We start from the raw sequence: 24,315 nt of genomic DNA on the forward strand, positions 1-24,315 counted from the left end.
GCGGCGTCGGACCCGGCGGCTGCTAGGGTCGGCGCCGATCGACATCCTTTAACGAGCCGTCCCGTGAGGCGGAGAAGGAGGTCCGGCGGCACCGTGTGCGCCCAGCCTGCAGCACCCGACGACCCGACGGCCGGAGGCCGCGTCGTCCTCGACGCCCGTGACATCGCCCGGGCACTGACCCGGATCTCCCACGAGATCCTCGAGCGCAACAAGGGCGGCGCCGACCTCGTCCTGCTGGGCATCCCGAGCCGCGGCGTGCCGCTGGCGCAGCGCATCGCCGAGCGTCTCGCCGCGGTCGAGGGCACCGAGGTGCCGGTGGGCTCGCTCGACGTCACGATGTACCGCGACGACCTGCGCCTCAAGCCGGCCCGCGCGCTGCTCCCCACCCAGATCCCGCCCGGCGGCATCGACGGGCGCACCGTGGTGCTGGTCGACGACGTGCTCTTCTCCGGGCGCACCATCCGCGCGGCGCTCGACGCCCTCGGCGACATCGGCCGCCCGCGCGCGGTGCGGCTGGCCGTGCTCGTCGACCGCGGTCATCGCGAGCTGCCCATCCGGGCCGACTTCGTGGGCAAGAACCTGCCCACCTCGCTGGTCGAGCGCGTCAGCGTGAGGCTCGAGGGCGTCGACGACCTCGACGCGGTCACCATCACCGGGCCGCCCCCCGGCCTGGGCGACCAGACCGGCGACGAGTCCGGCGACCGGACCGGCGGCGCGGGGGTGGGGGCGTGAAGCGGCACCTGCTCAGCGCGGCCGACCTGACCCGTGACGACGCGGAGCTGGTGCTCCGCACGGCGGCCGAGCTCCGCTCGCTGGCCGACCGGCCGATCAAGAAGCTCCCCGCCCTGCGCGGGCGCACCGTGGTCAACCTCTTCTTCGAGGACTCCACCCGCACCCGCATCTCCTTCGAGGCCGCGGCCAAGCGCCTCAGCGCCGACGTCATCAACTTCGCCGCCAAGGGCTCCAGCGTGTCCAAGGGCGAGAGCCTCAAGGACACCGCACTGACGCTGGAGGCGATGGGGGCCGACGCCGTGGTGGTGCGTCACGGCGCCAGTGGTGCACCCCACCGCCTCGCCCACTCGGGCTGGGTCCGCTCCAGCGTGGTCAACGCCGGCGACGGCACCCACGAGCACCCCACCCAGGCGCTCCTCGACGCCTTCACCCTCACCCGCCACCTCGGCGCGGCCGACGGCGGCGGGCTCGACGGGCGGCGGGTGGCCATCGTGGGCGACGTCCTGCACAGCCGGGTCGCGCGCTCCAACGCGCTGCTGCTGCAGACCCTCGGCGCCGAGGTCACGCTCGTGGCGCCCCCGACGCTGATGCCGGTGGGCGTCGGCTCGTGGCCGGTCGAGACGTCCTACGACCTCGACGCGGTGCTGCCGAAAGCCGACGCCGTGATGATGCTGCGCGTGCAGCGCGAGCGGATGAGCGGGGGCTTCTTCCCGACCCCGCGCGAGTACTCGCGCCGCTACGGCCTCGACGGTCGCCGGATGGCCACGCTGCAGGACCACGCCATCGTGATGCACCCCGGTCCGATGGTGCGCGGCATGGAGATCACCGCCGACGTCGCCGACTCCCCGCGCTCGGTCATCGTCGAGCAGGTCACCAACGGCGTGGCCGTGCGGATGGCGGTGCTCTACCTCCTCCTCAGCGGCGCCGACCTCTCCGCCGACGGACCCGCCGGCCTCCCGGGCGGCCCCGGCAGCCTCGGGACCGCCGACGCCCCGCTCCTCCCGACAGAAAGCGCACCCGCGTGACGACGTACCTGCTCCGCAACGCCTCGATCCTCGGCGGCGAGACCACCGACCTGCTGCTCGCCGACGGCGTGGTGGCCGCGGTCGGCCCCGACCTGGCCGCCGGCCCCGGGGCCGACGGCGCGACGGTGGTCGACGCCACCGGCCTCCTCGCGCTGCCCGGACTGGTCGACCTGCACACCCACCTGCGCGAGCCGGGCCGGGAGGACGCCGAGACCGTCGACACCGGCACCCGTGCAGCGGCGATGGGCGGCTTCACCGCCGTGCACGCCATGGCCAACACCGAGCCGGTCGCCGACACCGCCGGCGTCGTCGAGCAGGTGTGGCGCCTGGGCCGCGAGGCCGGTCACTGCGACGTCTTCCCGGTCGGCGCGGTCACCGTCGGGCTGGCCGGCGAGCGGCTGGCCGAGCTCGGCGCGATGGCCGACTCCGCCGCCCGGGTGCGGGTCTTCTCCGACGACGGCCGGTGCGTGAGCGACGCGGTGCTGATGCGGCGCGCGCTGGAGTACGTCAAGGCCTTCGACGGCGTCGTCGCCCAGCACGCCCAGGAGCCGCGCCTGACCGAGGGGGCGCAGATGAACGAGGGCGAGCTCTCGGGCCGCCTCGGCCTCACCGGTTGGCCGGCGGTGGCCGAGGAGGCGATCATCGCCCGCGACTGCCTGCTGGCCGCCCACGTCGGCTCGCGGCTGCACGTGTGCCACGTGTCGACCGCCGGGTCGGTGCAGATCGTGCGCGAGGCCAAGGCCCGCGCCGCGCGCGAGGGCGGCTGGGAGGTCACCGCCGAGGTGTGCCCCCACCACCTGCTCCTCACCGACGAGCTCGCCGCGACCTACGACCCGATCTACAAGGTCAACCCGCCGCTGCGCACCGCGGCCGACGTCGAGGCGCTGCGCGCCGGACTGGCCGACGGCACGATCGACGTCGTGGCCACCGACCACGCCCCGCACCCCCACGAGGACAAGGACTGCGAGTGGGCCGCGGCGGCCTTCGGCATGCTGGGCCTCGAGACCGCGCTGTCGATCGTGCAGGAGACGATGGTCGACACCGGGCTGCTCGACTGGGCCGGCGTCGCCGAGCGCATGTCGGCCGCGCCCGCGCGGATCGGGCGGCTCGCCGAGCACGGTCAGCCCCTCGCGGTCGGCGCCCCGGCCAACGTCGTGCTCTACGACCCCGCCGTACGTCGCGTCGTCGACCCCGCGACATCGGCGTCGCTGTCGCGCAACACCCCCTACCGCGGCATGGAGCTGCCCGGCCGGGTCGTGGCGACGTTCCTGCGCGGCACCCCGACCGTGCTCGACGGCGCCCTGGTCTGAGCCGGCCGGGCCGCACGCAGGGCCCCGGCCGGTCGAGCGCGTCGGGGCGCCCGGGGCGCCCGGGCGCCCGGGCGGGCGGCGGTGCGCCTCGACCCCTGCCGCGGTGCGGTGGTCGAACGTCCGTGTCACCGGAGCGTGGTGCCTCGGCGCCTCTGGGGCCTCGGGGGCGTGTGGTGAAGCCGGCGCTGGTCGGCGCGCGGGTTGATCGAACGTTCGTTCAACCAGGACGTGGTCTCGTGCCGCGAAGCCGCTGGCCGCCGCCTCTCGCGACCGCTGCGGCTCCTCGTGCGGGGGAGCCGGCGTGGCTGCCGTCGCGGATCGGCCGAGGGAGCGGCGGAGCGGGCGCCGGTCGGCGCGCGGGTTGATCGAACGTTCGTTCAACCGGGACGTGGTCTCGTGCCGCGAAGCTGCTGGCCGCCGCCTCTCGCGACCGCTGCGGCCCCTCGTGCGGGGAAGCCGGCGTGGCTGCCGTCGCAGTGCGGCCGAGCGTGCGGCGGAGCGGGCGCCTGTCGGCGCGCGGGTTGATCGAACGTTCGTTCAACCAGGACGTGGTCTCGTGCCGCGAAGCCGGTGGCCGCCGCCTCTCGCGACCGCTGCGGCCCCTCGTGCGGCGGAGCCGGCGTGGCTGCCGTCGCAGTGCGGCCGAGCGTGCGGCGGAGCGGGCGCCGGTCGGCGCGCGGGTTGATCGAACGTTCGTTCAACCAGAACGTGGTCTGCCGCCGCGGGGGTGCTGGCCGCCGCCTCTCGCGACCGCTGCGGCCCCTCGTGCGGCGGAGCTGGCGCCGCTGCCGTCGCGGATCGGCCGAGCGTGCGGCGGAGCGGGCGCCGGTCGGCGCGCGGGTTGATCGAACGTTCGATCAACCAGAACGCGGTCTCGTGCCGCGGGCTGCTGGCCGCCGCCTCTCGCGACCGCTGCGGCCCCTCGTGCGGCGGAGCCGGCGTGGCTGCCGTCGCGGATCGGCCGAGCGTGCGGTCGACCCGAGCGCGGCCCTCGCGGGGAGGGCCTGAGCGACGGGAGGCCCGTCCCGCTCGCGCGGCACGAGACACTGTGCCGGTGAGCGACCCGATCCGGCGACTGCTGGCCCACCCGCCAGACCTCCCGGTGGTCGCGGGGCTGCCCGCGCTGCGCGTCGCGCTGGAGGACCACGGCGCCGCGGTGGTGCAGGCGCCGCCCGGCACCGGCAAGACCACCCTGGTGCCGCCGCTGGTCGCCGACCTCCTGGGCGGCGGGGGCGGTCGCGTCGTGGTGACCCAGCCGCGCCGCATCGCCGCACGCGCCGCGGCCCGGCGTCTGGCCCACCTGCTCGGTGAGCCCGTGGGGGAGACGGTCGGCTACACGGTGCGGGGCGAGCGACGCGCCGGACCCGCCACGCGGGTCGAGGTGGTCACCACCGGGGTGCTGCTGCGGCGGCTCCAGCGCGACCCCGACCTGCCCGGGGTCGGTGCGGTGGTGCTCGACGAGGTGCACGAGCGCCACCTCGACGGTGACCTGACGCTCGCCCTGCTCGTCGACGTCCGGCAGAACCTGCGCGAGGACCTGCTGCTCGTGGCGATGTCCGCGACCGTCGAGGCGACCCGCACGGCCGCGCTCCTCGGCCCCGAGGCCCACCACCGCGAGGCCCACCACCGCGAGGCCCACCACCGCGAGGCCCACCACCCCGAGGCCCACCACCCCGAGGCCCACCACCCCACGGACGAGTCCGACGGCACGGGCGCTGTGCCGTCGCACCAGGGTCCCGGCGACGACACCGACGACAGCGACGACAGCGACGACAGCGACAGCAGCGAGAGCAGCGCCGACGACGGCGGCGCCGCCAACGACGAGGGCGCCCCGCGCGGCGCAGGTGCGGGGTCGCCCGGCGCCGTCAGCACCGCCGTGCCGGTGGTGGACGTGCCCGGCGCGCTCCACCCGGTGCAGCGCCGCTGGTGCCCGCCACCGCCCGCCGTGCGCCGCGCCGACGACCGCGGGGTGACCCCGGCCTTCCTCGACCACGTGGCCGCGACGACCCGCCTCGCGCTCGTCGAGCACCCGGGCGACGTGCTGGTCTTCGTGCCGGGCGTCGCGGAGGTCGACGGCGTCGTGCGCCGGCTCGCGGCCGCGGCTGCCGCGGCCGGGGTCGACGTCCGTCCGCTGCACGGTCGCCTGCCGGCCGTCGAGCAGGACCGGGCGCTGAGCCCGGGGGAGCGCCGCCGCGTCGTCGTGTCGACCGCGGTCGCGGAGTCGTCGCTCACGGTGCCGGGGGTGCGCGTGGTGGTCGACGCCGGGCTGTCGCGCGAGCCGCGCACCGACCACGCGCGCGGTCTGGCCGGCCTGGTCACGGTGCGGGTGAGCCGCGCCGGCGCCGAGCAGCGGGCCGGACGCGCCGGCCGCGAGGCCGCCGGGGCGGTGCTGCGCTGCTGGTCGGAGGCCGAGCACGCCCACCTCGAGGCCCACCCGCAGCCGGAGATCCTCACCGCCGACCTCACGGCCCTCGCCCTGGAGCTCGCCGTGTGGGGCGTCCCCGACGGCGCCGGCCTCGCCCTCCTCGACCCGCCCCCGCCCGGTCCGCTCGCGCTGGCCCGCGCCACCCTCGCCGGCCTCGGCGCCGTCGACGACGCCGGAGCCGTCACCGCTCGTGGGCGCGCGATCGCCGGGGTGCCCGCCGACCCCCGGCTCGCGCGGGCCCTGCTCGACGGCGCCGCGGTGGTGGGGGCCCGCCGGGCCGCCGAGGTGGTGGCCCTCCTGGCCGACGACGTCCGGGCCCCCGGCGGCGACCTGGTCGCAGCGCTGCGTGGCGTACGCCGGGGCGGCCCGGCCTCGGCCGCGTGGCGCACCACAGCCGAGCGGCTGCGGGCCTCCCTGCCCGCCGACCACGGTGGCGGCGCCGCGGCCCCGTCGCTGACCGACGACCTCGCCGTGGGCGCGGTCGTCGCCCTGGCCCACCCCGACCGGATCGCCCGCAAGCGGGCCGGCTCGGAGGCCTACGTCATGGTCGGCGGCACCGGGGCGGTGCTGGGCCGGGGCGAGTCGGCCCTGCGCGGGCTGGAGTGGCTCGCGGTGGCGGGCGTCGACCGCCGCCCGGGCCAGCGCGACGCCACCGTCCGCTCCGCGGCCCCGCTCGACGAGGACCTGGCGCTCGAGGCGGCCGCGCCGGTGTGGCGCGAGGAGGACGACGTGCGCTGGGAGCAGGGTCGGCTGCGGGCCCGCCGGGTGACCCGGCTCGGGGCCGTCGAGCTGGCCAGCAGCACCCTGGCCCGGCCGCCCGCCGAGCTCGTGGCGGCCGCGGTGCGCGACGGGCTGCGCCGCGACGGTCTCGCGGCCCTGCCCTGGTCGGAGGCAGCGCACGCCCTGCGCCGACGACTGGCCTTCCTGCGCACCGCGGTGGGGGAGCCGTGGCCCGACGTCTCCGACGCCGCGCTGCTGGAGTCCGCGGAGTCCTGGCTGGGCCCGGAGCTGGCCCGCGTGCGCACGGCACGCGACCTGGCCCGCGTCGACGTCCTGGGCGCGCTGCGCCGGCTGCTGCCGTGGCCGCAGGCCGGGCGTCTCGACGAGCTGGCGCCCGAGCGGCTCACGGTGCCCAGCGGGTCGGCGGTGCGCCTGGACTACGAGGGGGACCAGCCGGTGCTCGCCGTGCGCGTGCAGGAGGCCTTCGGGTGGGCCGAGACCCCACGGGTGGCCGACGGGCGGGTGCCCGTGCTGGTGCACCTGCTCTCCCCGGCCCGTCGCCCGGTCGCAATCACCGCCGACCTTGCGTCCTTCTGGGCCACCGGCTATCCCGCCGTGCGCGCCGAGCTGCGCGGGCGCTACCCGAAGCACGCCTGGCCCGACGACCCCTGGAGCGCGCCCGCCACCCGCGGCACGGGTCGGCGCCGCTGACCCGGCCCGGAGCCGGGGGACGCGCCACGGCCCGGACACCGGCCCGGGGCACGGGCCGTCCGCTGCTAGGCTCGGCGCCGCTCGAACATCCTTTAACGATCCGTCCCGTGAGGCGGAGAAGGAGGTACGGCGTGCCCACGCATGCCCCCGCGGTGCTCGTCCTCGAGGACGGCCGCACGTTCCACGGCGAGGCCTTCGGAGCCGAGGGCGAGACCTTCGGCGAGGCCGTCTTCAACACCGGCATGACCGGCTACCAGGAGACGCTCACCGACCCGTCCTACCACCGCCAGGTCGTCGTGATGACCGCCCCTCACGTGGGCAACACCGGCGTCAACGACGAGGACCCCGAGTCCCGCCGCATCTGGGTCGCGGGCTACGTCGTGCGCGACCCCGCCCGCGTGCCGAGCAGCTGGCGCAGCCGCCGCACCCTCGACGAGGAGCTGGCCGCCCAGGGCGTCGTCGGCATCTCCGGCGTCGACACCCGCGCCCTGACCCGCCACCTGCGTGAGCGGGGGGCGATGCGCGTGGGCATCTCCACCACCGAGAGCGACCCCGCCGCCCTGCTCGAGCGCGTGCGCGCCTCGGGCGAGATGGCCGGCAGCGAGCTGGCCGGCGAGGTCTCGACGACCGAGGCCTACGTCGTGCCCGCGGTCGGCGAGTGCCGGCTGAGGGTCGCCGCCCTCGACCTCGGCATCAAGACGATGACCCCCCACCGCATGGCCGAGCGCGGCATCGAGGTGCACGTGCTGCCGGCGACCTCGACCCTCGAGGACGTGCTCGCGGTGAGCCCCGACGGGCTCTTCTACTCCAACGGCCCCGGCGACCCGGCGGCCACCACCCGCCAGGTCGAGCTGCTGCAGGCCGCGCTCGACGCGGGCGTGCCGTACTTCGGGATCTGCTTCGGCAACCAGCTCTTCGGGCGGGCCCTGGGCCTGGGCACCTTCAAGCTGGTCTACGGCCACCGCGGCATCAACCAGCCCGTGATGGACCGCACCACCGGCAAGGTCGAGGTCACCGCCCACAACCACGGCTTCGCCGTGGCCTGGCCCGAGGGCGTGGGCCACGACGAGGCGTTCGCGACCCGCTGGGGCCCGGCCTCGGTGAGCCACGTGTGCCTCAACGACGACGTCGTCGAGGGCCTCGAGCTGCGCTCGCCCGACGGCGACCTGCTCGGCTTCTCGGTGCAGTACCACCCCGAGGCCGCGGCCGGCCCGCACGACGCGGCGTACCTCTTCGACCGCTTCGTCGACCTCATGCAGTCCCGGGGCCGGCCCGCCGCCGGGTCCGCCACCGCCGCGAGCACGGGAGGCAACTGACATGCCCAAGCGCGAGGACATCACGAGCGTCCTGGTCATCGGCTCCGGGCCGATCATCATCGGCCAGGCCTGCGAGTTCGACTACTCCGGCACCCAGGCCTGCCGGGTGCTCAAGGACGAGGGCATCCGCGTCGTCCTGGTCAACTCCAACCCTGCGACGATCATGACCGACCCGGAGTTCGCCGACGCCACCTACGTCGAGCCGATCACCCCGGAGTTCGTCGAGAAAGTCATCGCCAAGGAGCGTCCCGACGCCCTGCTGGCGACCCTCGGGGGCCAGACCGCGCTCAACGCCGCGATGGCGCTCGACGCCGCCGGGGTGCTGGAGAAGTACGACGTCGAGCTCATCGGCGCCTCCATCGAGGCCATCGACCGCGGCGAGAACCGCCAGGTGTTCAAGAGGATCGTCGAGGACCTCGGCGGCGAGGTGGCGGGCTCGATGATCTGCCACACGATGGACGACTGCTTCGCCGCGGTCGAGCGCTTCGGCTACCCCATCGTCGTGCGGCCCTCCTTCACCATGGGCGGCACCGGCTCGGGCATCGCCTTCGACGAGTCCGACCTGCGTCGCATCGCCGGCTCCGGCCTCGCCGCCAGCCCGACCACCGAGGTGCTCCTCGAGGAGTCGATCCTCGGCTGGAAGGAGTACGAGCTCGAGGTCATGCGCGACACCGCCGACAACGTGGTCATCATCTGCTCCATCGAGAACCTCGACCCGATGGGCGTGCACACCGGCGACTCCATCACGGTCGCGCCGGCGATGACGCTCACCGACCGCGAGTACCAGCACATGCGCGACATGGCCATCGGCATCATCCGCGAGGTCGGCGTCGACACCGGCGGCTGCAACATCCAGTACGCCGTCAACCCGCGCGACGGACGGCTCGTCGTCATCGAGATGAACCCCCGCGTCTCGCGCTCCAGCGCCCTGGCCTCCAAGGCCACCGGCTACCCGATCGCCAAGATCGCCGCGAAGGTGGCCATCGGCTACACCCTCGACGAGATCCCCAACGACATCACCACCCGCCCCGACGGCACCAGCACCCCGGCCTCCTTCGAGCCCACCCTCGACTACGTCGTCACCAAGGTGCCGCGCTTCGCCTTCGAGAAGTTCCCCGGCGCCGACCCGGCCCTGACCACCCACATGAAGTCGGTGGGCGAGGCGATGGCGATCGGGCGCAGCTTCACCGAGTCGCTGCAGAAGGCGCTGCGCTCCCTGGAGTCCACCGACGCCGTCTTCGACTGGCACCAGGAGCACGTCGAGCTCGACAAGGCCGCGCTGCTCGAGGTCATCGCGACCCCCCACGACGGTCGTCTGCGCAAGGTCATGGACGCCATCCGCGCCGGCGCGACGCCCGAGGAGATCTTCGAGGCCACCGGCATCGACCCGTGGTTCGTCGACCAGCTCGCCCTCATCAACGAGGTCGCCGTCGAGGTCACCGCGGCCGAGGAGCTCACCCCGGCCCTGCTGCGCCGGGCCAAGCGGCACGGCTTCTCCGACGCCCAGATCGGCAAGATCCGCGGCATGAGCGCCGACGTCGTGCGCGGCGTGCGCCACGCGCTGGGCATCCGCCCGGTCTACAAGACCGTCGACACCTGCGCCGCGGAGTTCGCGGCGGCCACGCCCTACCACTACTCCTCCTACGACGAGGAGACCGAGGTGCTGCCGCGCGAGCGCGAGGCCGTGGTCATCCTCGGCTCCGGGCCCAACCGCATCGGTCAGGGCATCGAGTTCGACTACTCCTGCGTGCACGCCTCGCTGGCGCTCTCCGAGGCCGGCTACGACACCGTCATGGTCAACTGCAACCCCGAGACGGTCTCCACCGACTACGACACCTCCGACCGGCTCTACTTCGAGCCGCTCACGCTCGAGGACGTGCTCGAGGTCGTCCACGCCGAGATGGCCGCGGGTCCCGTCGCCGGCGTCATCTGCCAGCTCGGCGGCCAGACCCCGCTCGGCCTGGCCCAGGGCCTGGCCGCCGCGGGCGTGCCGATCGTCGGCACCTCGCCCGACGCCATCGACCTGGCCGAGGAGCGCGGCGCCTTCGGGCGGGTGCTCGCCGAGGCCGGTCTGGTGGCCCCGAAGCACGGCACCGCCACCTCCTTCCCGGAGGCCCAGCGCATCGCCGCCGAGATCGGCTACCCCGTGCTCGTGCGGCCCTCCTACGTGCTCGGCGGGCGCGGCATGGAGATCGTCTACGGCGACGAGTCGCTCCAGGCCTACCTGGAGAAGTACGTCGCGGCCGGCCTCATCAGCCGCGCCGCGCCCGTGCTGGTCGACCGCTTCCTCGACGACGCCGTCGAGATCGACGTCGACGCGCTCTACGACGGCACCGAGCTCTACCTCGGCGGCGTCATGGAGCACATCGAGGAGGCCGGCATCCACTCCGGCGACTCCTCCTGCGCGCTGCCCCCGATCACCCTCGGCGAGCACGAGGTGGCCCGCATCCGCGAGGCCACCGAGGCCATCGCCGCCGGCGTGGGCGTGCGCGGCCTGCTCAACATCCAGTTCGCGCTGGGCTCCGACATCCTCTACGTCCTCGAGGCCAACCCGCGCGCCTCGCGCACCGTGCCCTTCGTGTCGAAGGCGACCTCGACCCCGCTGGCCAAGGCCGCCGCGCGCATCATGCTCGGCGAGAGCGTGGCCTCGCTGCGCGCCGCCGGCGTGCTGCGCTCCGAGGGCGACGGCGGCAGCCTGCCGCCCGACCAGCCCATCGCGGTCAAGGAGGCGGTCATGCCCTTCAACCGCTTCCGCACCGCCGACGGCTCCCAGGTCGACACCGTGCTCGGCCCGGAGATGAAGTCCACCGGCGAGGTGATGGGCCTCGACCGCGACTTCGGCACGGCCTTCTCCAAGTCGCAGGCCGCGGCCTTCGGCCCGCTGCCCACCGAGGGCAAGGTCTTCGTCTCGATGGCCAACCGCGACAAGCGCTCCATGATCTTCCCGGTCAAGGTGCTCGCCGACCTCGGCTTCGAGATCCTCGCCACCCAGGGCACCGCCGAGGTGCTGCGCCGCAACGGCGTGGCCTGCACCGTCGTGCGCAAGCACTTCGAGGGCCCGGGCCCGCAGGGGGAGAAGACCACCGTCCAGCTCATCCACGACGGTGAGATCCAGCTCATCGTCAACACCCCCTACGGCGCCGGCGGGGGCGGTCAGGCCCGCCTCGACGGCTACGAGATCCGCACCGCCGCCGTCATGGCCAACGTCCCGTGCATCACCACGGTCCAGGGCCTCGGCGCGGCCGTGCAGGGCATCGAGGCGATGCGCCGCGGCGACATCGGGGTGCGCAGCCTGCAGGAGTGGGCCCAGGTCACCCAGCACGAGTCGCAGCGGGGCCGGTGAGGCCCCCGTGGTGAAGCCCTACGCGCTGCTCTTCGACCACCTCGCGACGCGCATCGACCCCGAGCGGGCCCACCACCTCGGCTTCGCCGGCATCCGTGCCGGGGCGCCGCTGCTCTCCCGGCTCCCGTCGCCGGGCGCTCCGGTGCGGGCGATGGGCCTGGAGTTCCCCAACGCCCTCGGCCTGGCGGCCGGCTTCGACAAGAACGCCGTGGGCGTCGACGCCCTCGCGGGCCTCGGCTTCGGCCACGTCGAGGTCGGCACCGTCACCGGGCTCGCCCAGCCCGGCAACCCGGCGCCGCGGCTGTTCCGGCTCACCGCAGACCGCGCCGTGCTCAACCGCATGGGCTTCAACAACGAGGGCGCGCAGGCCGTGGCCGAGCGCCTGGCCCGGCGCGCCGTACGCCGGCCGCGGGGGAGCGGACCGGTCCTCGGCGTCAACATCGGCAAGTCCAAGGTCGTGCCCGACGACGACCAGCGCGCGGTGGAGGCCGACTACGAGCGCAGCGCCTCGCTGCTGGCGCCCCACGCCGACTACCTCGTGGTCAACGTGAGCTCGCCCAACACCCCCGGGCTGCGCTCGCTGCAGGCCGTGGAGCGGCTCGAGCCGCTGCTGGCCCACGTACGCCGCGTCGCCGACCGCGCGACGCCCGGGCGCCGGGTGCCGCTGCTGGTCAAGATCGCCCCCGACCTCGCCGACGACGACGTGCTGGCCGTGGCCGACCTGGCGGTGGCCGGTCGGCGCGACGAGGTGCTCGACGGGGTGATCGCCACCAACACCACGATCTCCCGCGAGGGCCTGCGCACCCCCGCCGCGGAGGTCGCCGCGCTCGGCGCCGGCGGCGTCTCCGGCGCTCCGCTCGCCGCGCGCGCCGAGGCGGTGCTGCGGCTGCTGCGCGGTCGGGTCGGGGACGACCTGACGCTGGTCGGGGTCGGCGGCATCGACGGCCCGGAGGCCGCCGCGGCCCGCCTGGCCGCCGGGGCCGACCTCGTGCAGGCCTACACCGCGTTCGTCTACGAGGGTCCGGCGTGGCCCCGTCGGGTGGCCGGCGCTCTCGCCGGCTCCGGGGACGCCCCCGCGTGAGCCCCGCCGCCCCCGTCCCGCCAGCGACGCAGCCCGGTCGCCAGAGCCCGCCGCAGGGACCGGTGCACACCACGGCCGAGGTGCTCGCGACCAAGCGGGTCGGCGCCTACCAGCACCTCACGCTGCTCGCGCCCGGCGTCGCCGAGCGTTTCCGCCCCGGCACCTTCCTCGCCGCCTCCGTCGGCACCCTCGGCGACCACCTGCTGGGCCGCCGTGCGCTGTGGATCCACCAGGTGCGCCCGGTGGGCGGGCACGGGCTGGCGCTCCAGGTCGTCGTGGAGCCGGTGGGGCGCGGCACCGGCTGGCTGGCGGGGCTGCAGCCCGGCGCGCGCCTCCCGGTGACCGGCCCGCTGGGCCGGCCCTTCGCCCTGCCCAAGGAGCCGGTGGCCACCGTGCTGGTCGGCGAGGGCTACGCCGCGGCACCGCTCTTCCCGCTCGCCGAGCGCCTGCGCGAGCGGGGCTGCGCGGTCAGCCTCGTGGTCGGCGCGGCCGACGAGCCGCGGCTGCTCTCCGCGCTGGAGGCGCGACGCTCGGCGCGCTCGGTGGTCGTGGTCACGGGCGACGGCTCGGTGGGCGTGCGCGGGCGCGTCGGCGACGTCGTGCCCGAGACGCTGCGCCGGGCGGGTGCCGAGGTCGTCTACGCCGCGGGCCCGGCGGCCACGCTGCACGCCGTGGCGCTGGCCGCGGAGGAGCACGGCGCCTGGAGCCAGGTCGCCCTCGAGCAGCCGCTGACCTGCGCCACCGGCCTGTGCCACGGCTGCCCCGTGCCGGTGGTCGGCGAGGACGGCGTCGCCCGCACCGCCCGCGCGTGCGTCGACGGACCCGTGCTGCGCGGAGACCGCGTGCGCTGGGACGACCTCGACCTCGACCTCAACCGGCGCCACGGTCCCGACCGCCACCTGCCCGGACCCGCCGGCGGTGCGTGGTGAGCACGTCGCTGGGCGGCATCACCCTCGCCGGCCCCGTCATGGTCGCCGCGGGCTGCGGCGGCACCGGGCGCGAGCTGGCGGGCTACTCCGGGCCGGCCGGGCTCTCGGCCTACGGCGCCTTCGTCACCCGCACCCTCACCCGCGACCCCCGCCCCGGCGGGCCCGCGCCGCGGCTGCTGGAGTCGCCGGCCGGACTGCTGCACGCCACCGGCCTGCCCAACCCCGGCCTCGACCTCTTCCTGGCCACCGAGCTGCCCTGGCTGGTGCAGCAGGGGGCGCGCGTCGTGGTGTCGGTGGCCGGCCGCTCCCTGGGGGAGTACGCCGAGATGGCGCGCCGCCTGGCCAGCGCACCCGGCGTCGCCGCCATCGAGGTCAACCTCTCGGCGCCCGACGCCGTCGTGGCCGGGGTGCTCGACGCGCGCGAGCCCTTCCACGCCGGCGGGGCGATCGCCGCGGTGCTGCGCGAGCTGCCCCGTGGGCTGCCGGTGATGGCCAAGCTGCGCCCCGACCTGCAGCGCGTGGTCGAGACCGCCCGCGTGGCCCGCGACTCCGGCGCCGCGGCGGTCGTGGTCGGCAACGCGCTGCCCGCGGCCATGCCCGACGGCCGGCCCGCGGGCCTCAGCGGGCCCGCGATCGGCCCCCTCGCCCTGCGCTGCGTCACCGAGGTCCGCGCGGCCCTGCCCGGTCTGCAGGTCGTCGGCGCCGGAGGCATCGCCACCGCGGCCGACGCCCGCGCCCACCTGCGCGCCGGCGCCACGGCGGTGCAGGTCGGCTCGGCCCTGCTGCACGACCCCACCGCGGCCGCGCGCATCGTCCGGGAGCTGGCCGACGACCCGGCCGTCGCTCCGACCTCCGGCCCGACCTCCGACCCGACCGCCGCACCGGGAGACCGCCCGTGACCGACCGCCCGACCGACCGCCCGACCGACCGCCCGACCGACCGCCCGACCGACCGCCCGACCCCCGCGCCGTTCGGCGCCCGCCTGCAGGCCGCGACGGCGGCCCGCGGCCGGCTCTGCGTCGGCATCGACCCCCACGCGGCGCTGCTGCGCGCGTGGGGGCTCGACGACGACGTGGCCGGCCTGGAGCGCTTCGCGCTGTCGGCGACCGAGGCGCTGGCGCCGTACTGCTCGGTGCTCAAGCCGCAGTCGGCGTTCTTCGAGCGCTTCGGGTCGCGCGGCGTCGCGGTGCTGGAGCGCGTGGTCGCCACCGCCCGCGAGGCGGGCGCCCTGGTGCTGATGGACGCCAAGCGAGGCGACATCGGCTCCACCTCGCAGGCCTACGCCGAGGCCTACCTCGACCCGTCCTCGCCGCTGGCCAGCGACGCCGTGACGGTGAGCCCCTACCTCGGCTTCGGCTCGCTGACCCCCTTCGTGGAGACCGCCCGTGCCCACGGCGCCGGGCTCCTGGTGCTCGCGCTGACCTCCAACCCCGAGGGCCCCGAGGTGCAGCACGCCACGGCGCCCGACGGCCGCAGCGTGGCCGGCGTCGTGCTCGACCACCTGCGTGCGCTCAACGCCGGCGTCGACGACGACGGACTGGGCTCCTTCGGCGCCGTCGTCGGCGCCACCGTCGACCCGGCCACCGAGGACCTCGACGTGCGTGGCCCCCTGCTCGCCCCCGGCTTCGGCGCCCAGGGCGGCACGGTCGCCGACCTGCGCCGGGTCTTCGGCCCCGCGGCGCGCCTGGTGCTCCCCAGCTCCTCGCGCGAGGTCCTCGCCGCCGGCCCGGACCCCGTGGCGCTGCGCGACGCCGTCGCGCGCACCCACGACGCGCTCGCCGCGCTCGGCTGAGCGCGTGGCCGCGTCGTCGGTGGGGCTCCGGGCTAGGTTCGGCGCCGTGAGCCACTCCACCGTCGCGCGCCCCGTCGTACGCCGCCGTCGCCCGGCACGGCTCCCGCGGCGCGCACCGCGCGCCCCGCTCGTGCTGGCGCTGGCCGGGGCGCTCCTGGCGGCGGGCTGCGCCGAGCCGGACTACTGCGAGACGGTGGGGGAGAGCCAAGAGGCGATCACCGAGGCCGTCGCCGACGGCGGGCCCGGCGCCCTCATCGGCGTCCTGCCCGAGCTCGAGGCGCTCCAGGCCAGCGCCCCCGACGACGTGGCCGACGAGTGGCAGCAGGTGGTGGGCAGGCTCGAGGCGCTGCGCGACGCGCTGGAGACCGCCGACGTCGCCCCCGAGGACTACGACCCCGACGAGCCCCCCGACGGACTCTCCGACGACGACCGCGCCCGGATCACCGCGGCCGCCGACGACCTGGCCTCACCGGCCACCGTGCAGGCCCTGGCCAGCGTGGAGCAGCAGGTGCGCGACGTGTGCCAGACCCCGCTCTACCTGTGAGCGGGTCGACGGGAGCCCGCGGGCACAGCGCGCGGCCCGGGGTCAGCCGCCCCTCGTTGCCGCCGTCTGAGAGTTCTGACTAGATTGACCCTGGCCCCCTCCACCGTCGCGTCGATCAAGGACCTCTCACCCGTGGCTCTCCCTCCCCTCACGCCCGAGCAACGTCAGGCCGCTCTCGACAAGGCCGCCGCGTCGCGCCGTGAGCGGGCCGAGGTGAAGAACCGGCTGAAGAACTCCGGGGCCTCCATCGTCGACGTGCTGCGCGAGGGCAGCACCAACGAGGTGATCGGCAAGATGCGGGTCGTCGACCTGCTCCAGTCGCTGCCGGGGCTGGGCAAGGTGCGCGCCCGCCAGGTCATGGAGCGGCTCGGCATCGCCGAGAGCCGCCGGGTTCGCGGGCTGGGCATCAAGCAGGTCGCCGCGCTCGAGCGCGAGTTCGGCCCCCGAGACGCCACGTGAGCGCCGCCACGCCCCCCGATCCCTCCACCTCCACCCCCTCCGGCACCCCCGCCGGCACCCCCGCCGGCCCGCCCACGCGGCTGCTCGTGCTCGCCGGCCCCACCGCCGTCGGCAAGGGCACCGTGGCCGCCGCCGTGCGCGAGATGCACCCCGACGTGTGGATCTCCGTCTCGGCCACCACCCGGGCGCCCCGCCCGGGCGAGGTCGACGGGGTCCACTACCGCTTCGTCTCCGACGAGGCCTTCGACCGCATGGTCGCCGAGGACGAGCTGCTGGAGTGGGCCGTGGTCCACAAGCGGGCCCGCTACGGCACCCCGCGCGGACCGGTCGAGGAGGCGCTGGCCGCCGGTCGGCCGGCCATGCTCGAGATCGACCTCCAGGGCGCGCGCCAGGTGCGCCGCACCATGCCGCAGGCCCTCTTCGTCTTCCTCAAGCCCCCCTCGTGGGAGGAGCTGGTGCGCCGGCTCGTCGGTCGGGGCACCGAGACCGCCGAGGAGCGGGAGCGGCGCCTGGAGACCGCGCAGGAGGAGCTGGCCGCCGAGCCCGAGTTCGACGTCACCGTGGTCAACCACGAAGTTCACGCTGCGGCCGACGACTTGGTAACCTTGATGATGCTCCAGCAGGAGCCGTCACGGCCCGACCGGCCCTGACCCGTTCCAACCCCAGCGAGGCTTCCGCGTGTCTGCTCCCAACATCGCCGCCGAGGGCGTCACCAACCCCTCGATCGACGACCTGCTCACCAAGACCGACAGCAAGTACAAGCTGGTCCTCTACAGCGCCAAGCGCGCCCGCCAGATCAACGCCTACTACTCCCAGCTCGGCGAGGGCCTGCTGGAGTACGTCGGCCCCCTCGTGGAGACTCACGTGCAGGAGAAGCCGCTGTCGATCGCGCTGCGCGAGATCAACGACGACCTCCTGACCTGCGAGGACGTCGACCCGGCCGAGCTCGCCGCCGAGGAGGCCGCTGCCAAGGCCGCCGCCCTCGACGCGTCCTTCGCGCCCGGCGACGAGTGATCCTCCCCTGAGCACCAGCACCACCGACGAGGCCGCCCCCCACGACGGGGAGCGGCCTCGCGTCGTCCTCGGCGTCGCCGGCGGCATCGCGGCCTACAAGGCCTGCGAGCTGCTGCGCCGGCTCACCGAGTCGGGCCACGACGTCACCGTGGTCCCCACCGCCGCGGCGCTGGAGTTCGTCGGCGCCCCCACGTGGTCGGCGCTGTCGGGCAAGCCGGTGGCCAGCGACGTGTGGACCTCGGTCCACGAGGTGCCCCACGTGCGCATCGGCAAGTCCGCCGACCTCGTCGTGGTCGCCCCCGCCACCGCCGACCTGCTGGCGCGCGCCGCCCACGGCCTGGCCGACGACCTCCTCACCAACACGCTGCTCACCGCGCGCTGCCCGGTGGTGCTCGCCCCCGCGATGCACACCGAGATGTGGGAGCACCCCGCCACCGTGGCCAACGTCGCGACGCTGCGCTCGCGCGGCGTGCTGGTGCTGGAGCCGGCGGAGGGTCGCCTCACCGGCGCCGACACCGGCAAGGGCCGGCTGCCCGACCCTGGCGAGATCTTCGAGACCTGCGTGCAGGTGCTCGCCCGCTCCGGCGGCGACGGCGCGCCGGCCCAGGACCTCGCCGGTCGCCGCGTGGTCGTCTCCGCCGGCGGCACCCGCGAGCCGCTCGACCCCGTGCGCTTCCTCGGCAACCGCTCCTCGGGCCTCCAGGGCTGGGCCCTGGCCCGCGCCGCCGTGGCGCGGGGGGCCTCGGTGACGCTGGTGGCCGCCAACGCCACGCTGCCCGACCCCGCGGGAGCCCGCGTCGTGCGCGTGGAGACGACGGCCCAGCTCCGCGAGGCGGTCGTGGCCGCAGCGGAGGGCGCCGACGCGCTCGTCATGGCCGCCGCCCCGGCCGACTTCCGGCCCACCGAGGTCAGCACGGCGAAGATCAAGAAGGCCGACGACGGCGCGGCCCCGCCGATCGCGCTGGTGCAGAACCCCGACATCCTGCGCGAGGTGGCCGCCCGACCCGTCGGTCCGACCCGGCCCGGCGTCGTGGTCGGCTTCGCCGCCGAGACCGGCGACGCCCACGCCGGCGTGCTCGACCTGGCGCGGGCCAAGCTGACCCGCAAGGGCTGCGACCTGCTCGTCGTCAACGACGTCAGCGGGGGAGCGGTCTTCGGCAGCCCCGACAACGACGCGGTGGTCCTGGCCGCCGACGGCGCCGCCGTGGAGGTGGGCCACGGCTCCAAGGCCCACCTGGCCCACGCCGTCTGGGACCAGGTGGTGCTCCGGCTCGGCCCGGCCTCACCCGACCGGCCGCCGCGCCCCGGCCAGCCCCCCGGGTGAGCCGCACCCGACCGGTCCCGGCGTACAACTGAGACCGCCGTCCCGCACTGTGGGACGGTCGATATCGTTGCGCGCACCACCAGCACTGCCCGCAGCACCCTTCCTACGAGAGCGAGAAGCACTGTGCCCGGACGTCTGTTCACCTCGGAGTCCGTGACCGAGGGTCACCCGGACAAGATCGCCGACCAGATCAGCGACTCGATCCTCGACGCGATGCTCGAGCAGGACCCCCACTCGCGGGTCGCGGTCGAGACGCTCCTGACGACCGGCCTGGTCGTCGTGGCCGGCGAGGTCAGCACCACCGGCTACGTCGACATCAAGAAGGTCGTGCGCGACCGGATCCTCCACATCGGCTACGACCACTCCGACAAGGGCTTCGACGGCGAGACCTGCGGCGTGATGGTCGCCATCGGCGGACAGTCCGGCGACATCGCCCAGGGCGTCGACACCGGCTACGAGTCGCGCCTGGAGGAGTCCGTCGACGCGATGGACAAGCAGGGCGCGGGCGACCAGGGCCTGATGTTCGGCTACGCCTGCGACGACACCCCCGAGCTGATGCCCCTGCCGATCAAGATCGCGCAGACGCTCTCCGAGCGGCTCTCGGAGGTCCGCAAGGACGGCACCATGGACTACCTGCGCCCCGACGGCAAGACCCAGGTCACCATCGAGTACGACGCCGACAACCGACCGGTGCGCATCGACACCGTCGTGCTCTCCACCCAGCACAGCGACGACGTCGACCTCGCCACCGTGCTCCAGCCCGACGTCAAGAAGCACGTCATCGACCCGGTGCTCTCGGCCTTCGACATCTCCTCCGAGGGCTACCGCCTCCTGGTCAACCCCACCGGCCGCTTCGTCGTCGGTGGCCCCATGGGCGACGCCGGCCTGACCGGTCGCAAGATCATCGTCGACACCTACGGCGGCATGGCCCGCCACGGTGGCGGAGCCTTCTCGGGCAAGGACCCCTCGAAGGTCGACCGCTCCGCGGCCTACGCCATGCGCTGGGTGGCCAAGAACGTCGTGGCCGCGGGCCTGGCCCGCCGCTGCGAGGCCCAGGTCGCCTACGCGATCGGCAAGGCCCAGCCCGTCGGCGTCTTCATCGAGACCTTCGGCACCGGCACCGTGCCCGACGAGCAGATCCAGCAGGCCGTGCTGAGCGTCTTCGACCTGCGCCCCGCCGCGATCATCGCCGACCTCGACCTGCTGCGCCCGATCTACGCCAGGACCGCGGCCTACGGCCACTTCGGCCGCGAGCTGCCGGAGTTCACCTGGGAGCGCACCGACCGCGCCGAGGCCCTCAAGGCCGCCGTCGGCGCCTGAGCCCGCACCCGGCACGACTCCCGCACCACCCGCACCACCACCCGCACCCGCCGGCCCTTCGGGGTCGGCGGGTGCGCTGCGTCCGTGGCTGCGTCTGTGGACGAGCGGTCGAGGGCCGACGGGTCGGTCGGCGGACGCTGGTAGACATCTGCCCGTGCCCCCTGCCGACCCCCGCCGCGACGAGCAGCCCGAGCTGCTGCCGGGGCTGGTGCGCGCCACGCTGAAGGAGTCGCAGGCCAAGGCGCGCGCCACGCGCGAGCGCAAGCGCCGCGAGGTGGAGATCGCCGAGGTCGACCCCGTCGCCCGGGTGCTCGTCGACGTGCCGCTGGCCCACCTCGACCGCCCCTTCGACTACGCCGTGCCGGCCGCGATGGCCGACGACGCCCGCCCCGGGGTCCGGGTCAAGGTGCGCTTCGCCGGCCACGACGTCGACGGCTTCCTCGTCGAGCGCGCCGCCTCCTCCGACCACCCCGGCGTCCTCCAGCCGCTGCGCCGCGTCGTCAGCCCGGAGCCGGTGCTGCTACCCGGCGTCGCGGCGCTGACCGCGGCCGTGGCCGAGCGCTACGCCGGCGCCCGTGCCGACGTGCTGCGCCTCGCCGTGCCCCCGCGCCATGCCGGTGCGGAGAAGGAGGCCCTCGGGGAGCAGCCCTCCGGTGACCTGGCCCCGCTGCCCCCGGCCGCGGTGTCGGCCCTCGGCGCTCACGGCCGTGAGGCGTGGGCCCAGCACCCCCACGGCGCGGCCTTCCTCACCCACCTCGCCGAGGGCGGAGCCCCCCGCGCGGTCTGGGGCCCGCCACCCGGCGCCGACTGGCCGCACCTGCTGGCCCTGGCGGCGCTCGGCGCGCCCGGGGGAGCGGTGCTCTGCCTGCCCGACGGCAAGGACGTCGCGCGGGTGGCCGAGGCCCTCGAGCGGGCCGCCGCCGCTGCCGGGCTGCCCCCGCAGCACGCCGTGCTGACCGCCGACACCGGTCCGGCGCAGCGCTACCGCGCCTTCCTCCTGCTCTCCCGGGGCTCGCGCCGGATCGCCGTCGGCACCCGCGCCGCCGCGTTCGCGCCCGTGGCGAGCCCCGGCCTGGTGGCGATCTGGGACGACGGCGACGACAACCACGCCGAGCAGCGGGCCCCCTACCCCCACGCCCGCGAGGTGCTGCTGCTGCGCGCGGCCGAGCAGGGCTCGGCCGCGCTGGTCGGCGGCTTCACGCGCACCGTGGAGGGCGACCACCTGGTCCGCACGGGGTGGGCGCGCGAGCTCGTCGCCGACCGCGGCACGCTGCGCCGGGCGGTCACGGTGACCGTGGCCGGTGCCAGTGAGCACGACCTGCGCCGCGACCCCCACGCCCGCACCGCCCGGCTGCCGACCCAGGTGCGCGACCTGGTGCGTGACGCGCTCGGCTCGGGGCCGGTGCTCGTCTCGGTGCCGCGGGGTGGCTACGCCGCCTCGCTGGCCTGCGAGCGCTGCCGCACGCCCGCGCGGTGCGCGGTGTGCTCCGGCCCCCTCCACCTGCGTGGCGCGGCCGACCCCCCGGCCTGCCGGTGGTGCGCGACGCCCGCGCCGGGGTGGGCGTGCCCCGAGTGCGGCCACCGGGGGCTGCGTGCGCCGGTGGTCGGCGACGCCCGCACCGCCGAGGAGCTGGGGCGCTCCTTCCCCGGCACCCGCGTCCGCACCTCGTCGGCCGGCGGGGAGGTGCTCGCCCGGGTCGAGGCACGCCCGGCGATCGTGGTGGCCACCCCCGGGGCCGAGCCCGTCGCCGAGGGCGGCTACGCCGCGGTGGTCCTGCTCGACACCTGGCTGCCCCTGGCCCGCACCGACCTGCGCACCACCGAGGAGGCGCTGCGCCGCTGGGCCAACGCCGTGGGCCTGGTGACGCCGGGCGGTCGGGCCCTGGCCGTCGGCGACCCGGCCCACCCCGCGCTGCAGGCCCTCGTCCGGTGGGACCCCGCCGGCTTCGCCGAGCGCGAGGCCGAGGAGCGTCGCAGCGCCCACCTGCCGCCCGCCTCGCGCCTGGCCACGATCTCCGGGCCGGCCGGGGCGGTCGACGACGCCCTGGTGCTCCTCGCCGCCCCCGAGGGCGCGGAGGTGCTGGGGCCGGTGCCGGAGGGCGAGGGTCCCGACCACCCCGAGCGGGTCGTGGTGAGGGTCCCGCGGCACCGCGGCCCGGAGCTCTCGCGCGCCCTCGGCGACCTCCAGCGCCTCCGGTCCTCGCGCAAGCTCGACCCGGTCCGCATCCAGGTCGACCCGCCCAGCCTCGGCTAGGGGGCCCGACCCGGCGGGCCTAGACTGGGACGTCGACGGTGGAGGTGGGCGCCGGTCGTGATCGGCCACCGGTCCACCACCGATCCACCGCCGATCCACCATCGATCCACCGCCGACCGACCGCACATCCGTCGCCCCGCCAAGGAGTCCCGTGGCCGTCCAGCCCATCCGCCTCTTCGGTGACCCCGTGCTGCGCAAGCCGGCGCTCGAGGTCGTCGACTTCGACCGCGAGCTGCACAAGCTCGTGGCCGACCTCACCGACACCATGGTGGAGGCGCCGGGGGCCGGGCTCGCGGCGCCCCAGATCGGCGTCGGGCTGCGCGTCTTCACCTGGCACGTCGACGGCGAGCTCGGTCACCTCGTCAACCCGCGCCTCGAGCTGTCGGAGGAGGAGCAGCACGGTCTCGAGGGCTGCCTGTCGATCCCCGACCTGTCCTTCGAGTGCACCCGCGCGCTCTCGGTGGTGGCGCGCGGCTTCGACATGCACGGTGAGCCGGTCACCGTCCACGGCAGCGACCTGCTGGCCCGCGCCATCCAGCACGAGACCGACCACCTCGACGGGGTGCTCTTCGTCGACCGTCTCGACCAGGCCGCCCGCAAGGCCGCGATGCGCGAGATCCGCGAGGCGGAATGGTTCGGCCTGGAGCGCCCCACCGTCAAGGTCAGCCCCCACGCCACCCGGGGCTTCGGCATCTAGCCGGGCCGACGGGCCCCGGCGCGCCCCGTCCTCCGACCCCGCCGCGGTCCACCCCCACGATCCACCCCCACGATCCACCCCCACGATCCACCCCCACGATCCACCCCCACGAGCCACACCACGAGCCACACCACGAGCCACACCACGAGCCACACCACGAGCCACACCACGAGCCACACCACGAGCCACACCACGAGCCACACCACGAGCCACACCACGAGCCACACCGGCGGTGAGCGCCCGTCGCGCACCGTCACCACCTGAGGAGAGCAGTGAGAGTCGTCTTCGCCGGGACCCCCGAGGTCGCCGTCCCGTCCCTGGAGGCCGTCGCGGCCTCCGGCCACGAGCTCGTCGGCGTCGTCACCCGGCCCGACGCGCCCTCCGGACGAGGTCGCAGACTCACCGCCAGCCCCGTCGCCCAGCGCGCCGTCGAGCTCGGGGTGCCGGTGCTCAAGCCCGAGCACCCGCGCGACCCCGACTTCCAGGAGGCCCTGCGGGCGCTGCGCCCCGACTGCTGCCCCGTCGTGGCCTACGGCGCCCTGCTGCCCCAGTCGGCCCTCGACATCCCGCCCCACGGCTGGGTCAACCTGCACTTCTCCTGCCTCCCGGCCTGGCGAGGGGCGGCCCCCGTGCAGCACGCGGTGTGGGCCGGCGACGAGGTCACCGGCGCCACGACCTTCCGCATCGTGAAGGCCATGGACGCCGGCCCCACCTTCGGCGTGATGACCGAGCGGATCCGCCCCACCGACACCGCCGGCGACCTGCTCGGCCGCCTCGCCGAGGGCGGAGCCGGGCTGCTCGTGGCGACCCTCGACGGGATCGAGGACGGCTCGCTCGTCGCCCGCGAGCAGCCCGAGGACGGCGTCAGCCTGGCCCCGAAGATCCTCGTCGAGGACGCCGAGGTCGACTGGCGCGAGCCGGCCCCCGCGGTGGACCGCCGGATCCGGGCCTGCACCCCCGGGCCGGGTGCGTGGTCGACCTTCGAGGGCGAGCGGATCAAGATCGGGCCCGTCGAGATCACCGACGGAGCGCTGCCGCCGGGTGAGATCGTGGTCGGCAAGAACCACGTCGTCGTCGGCACCGGCACCCACGCGGTCAGCCTCGGCGAGGTCAAGGCCTTCGGCAAGAAGCAGATGCGCGCCGCCGACTGGGCCCGCGGGGTGCGGCTCGAGAGCGGCGCCAGGCTCGGCGCGCCCGCACAGGTCCCCGACGCCAGCGCCGAGCCCGGCGCCGAGCCGACCGCGTGAGCGGGCCGGCCGACCGGCGCGCGGCGGGCGGCGCGGCCCCGGGGCGGCGTCCGCCCGCGCGGCGGCCGGCCG

19 protein-coding genes are annotated in these 24,315 nt (G+C 75.8%); all 19 read left to right on the forward strand.

What is annotated here, in order from left to right; translation table 11 throughout:
• Positions 1 to 93 precede the first annotated feature (93 nt).
• The 19 genes from pyrR (at position 94) to fmt (ending at position 24,243) form a co-directional block, all read left to right on the forward strand.
• Positions 94 to 732, forward strand: coding sequence for a bifunctional pyr operon transcriptional regulator/uracil phosphoribosyltransferase PyrR (pyrR, locus tag ASF47_RS04955; RefSeq protein ID WP_056862786.1), 639 nt, complete (start codon positions 94 to 96; stop codon positions 730 to 732).
• A complete protein-coding gene (locus ASF47_RS04960) occupies positions 729 to 1,757 on the forward strand; it encodes an aspartate carbamoyltransferase catalytic subunit (RefSeq protein WP_056862787.1) in 1,029 nt (342 codons plus the stop codon). Before pyrR ends, ASF47_RS04960 begins: the two co-directional genes overlap by 4 nt.
• Positions 1,754 to 3,067 carry a dihydroorotase gene (locus tag ASF47_RS04965; RefSeq protein WP_056862788.1) on the forward strand — a complete coding sequence of 438 codons (1,314 nt, stop codon included), beginning with the start codon at positions 1,754 to 1,756 and terminating at the stop codon, positions 3,065 to 3,067. Before ASF47_RS04960 ends, ASF47_RS04965 begins: the two co-directional genes overlap by 4 nt.
• 1,054 nt (positions 3,068 to 4,121) lie before the next feature.
• A complete protein-coding gene (hrpB, locus tag ASF47_RS04970) occupies positions 4,122 to 6,923 on the forward strand; it encodes an ATP-dependent helicase HrpB (RefSeq protein WP_056862996.1) in 2,802 nt (933 codons plus the stop codon).
• Between the two features lie 131 nt (positions 6,924 to 7,054).
• A complete protein-coding gene (gene carA / locus ASF47_RS04975) occupies positions 7,055 to 8,239 on the forward strand; it encodes a glutamine-hydrolyzing carbamoyl-phosphate synthase small subunit (RefSeq protein WP_056862789.1) in 1,185 nt (394 codons plus the stop codon).
• A 1-nt stretch (position 8,240) separates the two neighbouring features.
• On the forward strand, positions 8,241 to 11,582 hold the full coding sequence (gene carB / locus ASF47_RS04980) for a carbamoyl-phosphate synthase large subunit (RefSeq protein ID WP_056862790.1): 3,342 nt from the start codon (positions 8,241 to 8,243) through the stop codon (positions 11,580 to 11,582).
• Between the two features lie 10 nt (positions 11,583 to 11,592).
• On the forward strand, positions 11,593 to 12,663 hold the full coding sequence (locus tag ASF47_RS04985; protein WP_235558629.1) for a quinone-dependent dihydroorotate dehydrogenase: 1,071 nt from the start codon (positions 11,593 to 11,595) through the stop codon (positions 12,661 to 12,663).
• A gap of 62 nt (positions 12,664 to 12,725) precedes the next feature.
• Positions 12,726 to 13,592 carry an iron-sulfur cluster-binding protein gene (locus tag ASF47_RS04990; protein ID WP_056862792.1) on the forward strand — a complete coding sequence of 289 codons (867 nt, stop codon included), beginning with the start codon at positions 12,726 to 12,728 and terminating at the stop codon, positions 13,590 to 13,592.
• The gene (locus tag ASF47_RS04995) at positions 13,589 to 14,491 is read left to right on the forward strand and encodes a tRNA-dihydrouridine synthase (RefSeq protein ID WP_156697729.1); all 903 of its coding nucleotides are present in this window, start codon (positions 13,589 to 13,591) and stop codon (positions 14,489 to 14,491) included. Before ASF47_RS04990 ends, ASF47_RS04995 begins: the two co-directional genes overlap by 4 nt.
• Before the next feature lie 83 nt (positions 14,492 to 14,574).
• Positions 14,575 to 15,384 carry an orotidine-5'-phosphate decarboxylase gene (gene pyrF, locus ASF47_RS05000; protein WP_056862997.1) on the forward strand — a complete coding sequence of 270 codons (810 nt, stop codon included), beginning with the start codon at positions 14,575 to 14,577 and terminating at the stop codon, positions 15,382 to 15,384.
• Between the two features lie 46 nt (positions 15,385 to 15,430).
• Complete coding sequence (locus ASF47_RS05005; protein ID WP_056862794.1) at positions 15,431 to 15,928, forward strand: hypothetical protein; 498 nt, start codon at positions 15,431 to 15,433, stop codon at positions 15,926 to 15,928.
• Positions 15,929 to 16,060: 132 nt separating this feature from the next.
• Positions 16,061 to 16,387, forward strand: a complete 327-nt coding sequence (gene mihF, locus ASF47_RS05010; RefSeq protein WP_056862998.1) for an integration host factor, actinobacterial type — start codon at positions 16,061 to 16,063, stop codon at positions 16,385 to 16,387.
• 80 nt (positions 16,388 to 16,467) lie between these two features.
• Positions 16,468 to 17,037, forward strand: coding sequence for a guanylate kinase (gene gmk, locus ASF47_RS05015; protein ID WP_056862999.1), 570 nt, complete (start codon positions 16,468 to 16,470; stop codon positions 17,035 to 17,037).
• Between the two features lie 28 nt (positions 17,038 to 17,065).
• Positions 17,066 to 17,401: a DNA-directed RNA polymerase subunit omega gene (gene rpoZ, locus ASF47_RS05020; protein ID WP_056862795.1), complete on the forward strand. Its 336-nt coding sequence runs from the start codon at positions 17,066 to 17,068 to the stop codon at positions 17,399 to 17,401.
• A 7-nt stretch (positions 17,402 to 17,408) separates the two neighbouring features.
• On the forward strand, positions 17,409 to 18,725 hold the full coding sequence (coaBC, locus tag ASF47_RS05025) for a bifunctional phosphopantothenoylcysteine decarboxylase/phosphopantothenate--cysteine ligase CoaBC (protein ID WP_056862796.1): 1,317 nt from the start codon (positions 17,409 to 17,411) through the stop codon (positions 18,723 to 18,725).
• A 123-nt stretch (positions 18,726 to 18,848) separates the two neighbouring features.
• A complete protein-coding gene (metK, locus tag ASF47_RS05030; RefSeq protein ID WP_056862797.1) occupies positions 18,849 to 20,045 on the forward strand; it encodes a methionine adenosyltransferase in 1,197 nt (398 codons plus the stop codon).
• A 154-nt stretch (positions 20,046 to 20,199) separates the two neighbouring features.
• Positions 20,200 to 22,299, forward strand: a complete 2,100-nt coding sequence (locus ASF47_RS05035) for a primosomal protein N' (RefSeq protein ID WP_056862798.1) — start codon at positions 20,200 to 20,202, stop codon at positions 22,297 to 22,299.
• 151 nt (positions 22,300 to 22,450) lie between these two features.
• Entirely contained in the window at positions 22,451 to 22,996 is a 546-nt protein-coding gene (def, locus tag ASF47_RS05040) for a peptide deformylase (RefSeq protein ID WP_056862799.1), read from the forward strand.
• Positions 22,997 to 23,268: 272 nt separating this feature from the next.
• Positions 23,269 to 24,243 (forward strand): methionyl-tRNA formyltransferase, encoded by a 975-nt coding sequence (gene fmt / locus ASF47_RS05050; protein ID WP_056862801.1) that lies wholly within the window; start codon positions 23,269 to 23,271, stop codon positions 24,241 to 24,243.
• Positions 24,244 to 24,315: the final 72 nt, after the last annotated feature.

This window comes from Nocardioides sp. Leaf285, assembly GCF_001422955.1.
In the GTDB taxonomy this organism is placed as follows: Bacteria; Actinomycetota; Actinomycetes; order Propionibacteriales; family Nocardioidaceae; genus Nocardioides; species Nocardioides kribbensis.